The 2890-nt window shown below is 62.8% G+C and carries 3 protein-coding genes and 1 pseudogene; 2 read left to right on the forward strand and 2 right to left on the reverse strand.

Annotated elements, in window-relative coordinates:
* A pseudogene (locus D6877_RS00275) lies at positions 1 to 248 on the reverse strand (cupin domain-containing protein); the annotation flags it as partial.
* A gap of 96 nt (positions 249 to 344) precedes the next feature.
* On the opposite strand from D6877_RS00275, the gene D6877_RS00280 reads away from it, so the two are divergent.
* Positions 345 to 1238, forward strand: a complete 894-nt coding sequence (locus tag D6877_RS00280) for a LysR family transcriptional regulator (protein ID WP_130909474.1) — start codon at positions 345 to 347, stop codon at positions 1236 to 1238.
* A gap of 6 nt (positions 1239 to 1244) precedes the next feature.
* On the opposite strand, the gene D6877_RS00285 is transcribed toward D6877_RS00280, so the two are convergent.
* Entirely contained in the window at positions 1245 to 2204 is a 960-nt protein-coding gene (locus D6877_RS00285) for an aldo/keto reductase (RefSeq protein ID WP_178083608.1), read from the reverse strand.
* A gap of 111 nt (positions 2205 to 2315) precedes the next feature.
* On the opposite strand from D6877_RS00285, the gene D6877_RS00290 reads away from it, so the two are divergent.
* Positions 2316 to 2890: alpha/beta fold hydrolase (locus D6877_RS00290; protein ID WP_130909475.1), on the forward strand; the 575-nt coding region annotated here is incomplete at its 3' end.

Consider the following 2890-nt stretch of genomic DNA (forward strand, 5'->3'; position numbering starts at 1 on the left):
CCCAGCGGATGGGTATGCCATGCCGTGCGCGCGCCCGGCTCGAACGTCACGGTCGCGCCGCTGATCCGCGCCTCATCGGTGCCTTTGAACGGCGCATCCACCCGCACCGTGCCGGTAAACCAGTCAGCAGGGCCTTTGGCCGAAGGTTGCGAGCCATTCGGTGTGACCGTGACGCGGGGATTTTCGGTGGCCTGCACCTCACCAGCCAGCAGCGAGAGCGTCAGTGCGGAAGCAGCAATCGGGTTCATGGCATTTCCTCCAATAAATGATGCAACCACTGTAGCGATCCGCACTCTTTGGATAATCGACTAGAATCCGAAAAAACTTATGCAGGAAAATCATCAATGCTTCGGGAAAATGCCACCGACCTGCTCGCCTTTCTCGCCGTCGCCCGTGAACGCAGTTTCACCAAGGCCGCGGCCAAACTTGGCGTGTCGCAATCGGCGCTCAGCCACACCATCCGCAGTCTCGAAGCGCGTCTCGGCCTGCGCCTGCTGACCCGCACCACGCGCAGCGTTTCGCCGACCGAGGCCGGCGAACACTTGCTGCAAACCATCGGTCCGCGCTTCGATGAAATCGAAGGGGAACTGGCCGCCCTGAGCAACCTGCGTGAAACTCCGGCGGGCAAGATCCGCATCAGCGCCACCGACCATTCGCTGAACTGGATCCTGCGTCCGGTGTTGCAGGATTTCCTGCCCCAATACCCGGATGTGTCGGTCGAGGTTTGCTGTGACTATGGTTTCGTCGACATCGCCGGCCAGGGCTTCGATGCCGGTGTGCGCCTGGGCGAAGACGTCGCCCAAGGCATGATCGCCACGCGCATTGGCCCGGACATGCGCATGGCCGTGGTCGGCTCCCCCGCCTACTTCGCCCGGCGCGATCCGCCGCAAACCCCGCGCGACCTGACCGATCACGCCTGTAACAACCTGCGCCTGCCAACCAATGGCGGGCTGTATTCGTGGGAGTTCGAAAAGGACGGTGAAAGTCTGAAGGTGCGCGTTGCCGGGCAGGTCACCCTGAATGGCGTATACCCGTTGCTCGACGCTGCACTGGACGGATTCGGTCTGAGCTACATCCCGGAAAACGTCGTCGCGCCCTTTCTGGCGGACGGTCGCCTGGTCCAAGTGCTGGGAGACTGGTGCCCGGCATTTTCCGGTTATCACCTGTACTACCCGAGCCGGCGCCAGGCAGCGCCGGCGTTTGCGTTGTTGCTGGAGGCGTTGCGCTATCGCGGTTGACCCGGCTCAGCCCAGCAACGCAATCAACTGATGCCGCTGCGCATCGGTCAACATCGGCCCAAAACCGGCTCCGGCGTTGTCCGCCATGTAGCGCGGATTGCTGGTCCCGGGAATCACACAGGTCACCGCCGGGTGCGCCAGCAGGAATTTCAGTACCAGTTGCGGCCAGCTGTTGACCTGCACATCCGAGACCCAGGCCGGCAGCGGCTTGCCCTTGAGCCGGGCGAGCAAATCGCCGCCGCCAAACGGCCGATTACAAATCACCGCCACACCACGCTCGCGGCACAGCGGCAGGATGCGTTTCTCGACCGCACGATCATCGAGGGCGTAGTTGATTTGCAGAAAGTCCAGCTTCTCGGCCTTCAACACCGCTTCGACTTCGTCATAGGCCGACGAGGTGTAATGGGTGATGCCGATGTAGCGAATCCGCCCCTGCTCCTTCCATTCGCGCAGGGTCGGCAAGTGGGTTTGCCAGTCGAGCAGGTTGTGAATCTGCATCAGGTCGATGCGCTCGGTTTGCAGCAGTCTGAACGACTGCTCCATCTGCGCGATGCCCTCTTTGCGCCCGCGCGTCCACACCTTGGTGGCGAGAAACGCCGGCGAGCGCGGTTCGTGGATCGACAGCAGTTCACCGGTGGTCTGCTCGGCGCGGCCGTACATCGGCGAGCTGTCGATCAGCGTGCCGCCCTTCCTGAACAGCGCTTCGAGCACGGCGGGCAATTGCCGGTAAACCGGATCGCCCGCAGCGACGTCGAAACCGCGATAGGTGCCCAAGCCGACCATGGGCAGTGCCTCGGAGCTGGAAGGGATGGCGCGGGTCTGCATGGTCTGGTCTCCTGCCGTGGGCGGCGCAGTGGCGGTCGGCGCTACGCTGCTGGCCAACGCCCGATCAATGGTGAACAGCGCCGCAGCTTGGGCAGCCAACGTGAGCAAGCGGCGACGGGAGTAACTCTCAGTGTGGCGCATGCGAGTCCTCCTGCTGCGCGGATCTGTTGCACGGTGTGTGCGCCGGCTGTCAGGCGCAGTCGCTGAACTACACTGCCACAGCCAACCTCTCACCCCGTTAAAAGTAGCCGAATGTCCCGAACCCTGATGTCACTCGTCGTTTTCATCATTGCCGTGTACCTGGTGCTGTGCGCCGCGCTGTTCGTGTTTCAGCGCTCGCTGATCTGGTTTCCCCAGCCTGCCGCCGTGGTTGCGGCGGATTCGCGATTGAAACTGTCAATGCCGGATGCCGAGGTCTGGGTGACCACTCGAGAGCGCAGCGGATCGCAGGCGCTGATTTATTTCGGGGGCAATGCCGAGGACGTATCGCGAAATCTGCCGGAGTTCACCGAGGCGTTTCCTGACTACGCGCTGTATTTCCTGCATTACCGGGGCTTCGCTGGCAGCACCGGCTCGCCATCCGAAGCTGCGATTGCCGAAGATGCGCTGGCGTTGTTCGATCAGGTCTACGCCAGCCACCCGCAGATTGCGGTCATCGGACGCAGCCTCGGCTCGGGGGTGGCGGTGCGCCTGGCCAGTCAGCGGCCGGTGCAGAATCTGATTCTGGTGACGCCGTTCAACAGCCTCGAGGAAATCGCCGCACGGCAATACCCGTGGGTGCCGGTGAACTGGTTGCTCAAGGATCGTTTTGAATCGGGCAAGTACGC

The sequence above is a fragment of the Pseudomonas sp. Sample_9 genome (genome assembly GCF_004307535.1).
Taxonomy (GTDB): Bacteria; Pseudomonadota; Gammaproteobacteria; order Pseudomonadales; family Pseudomonadaceae; genus Aquipseudomonas; species Aquipseudomonas mercuritolerans.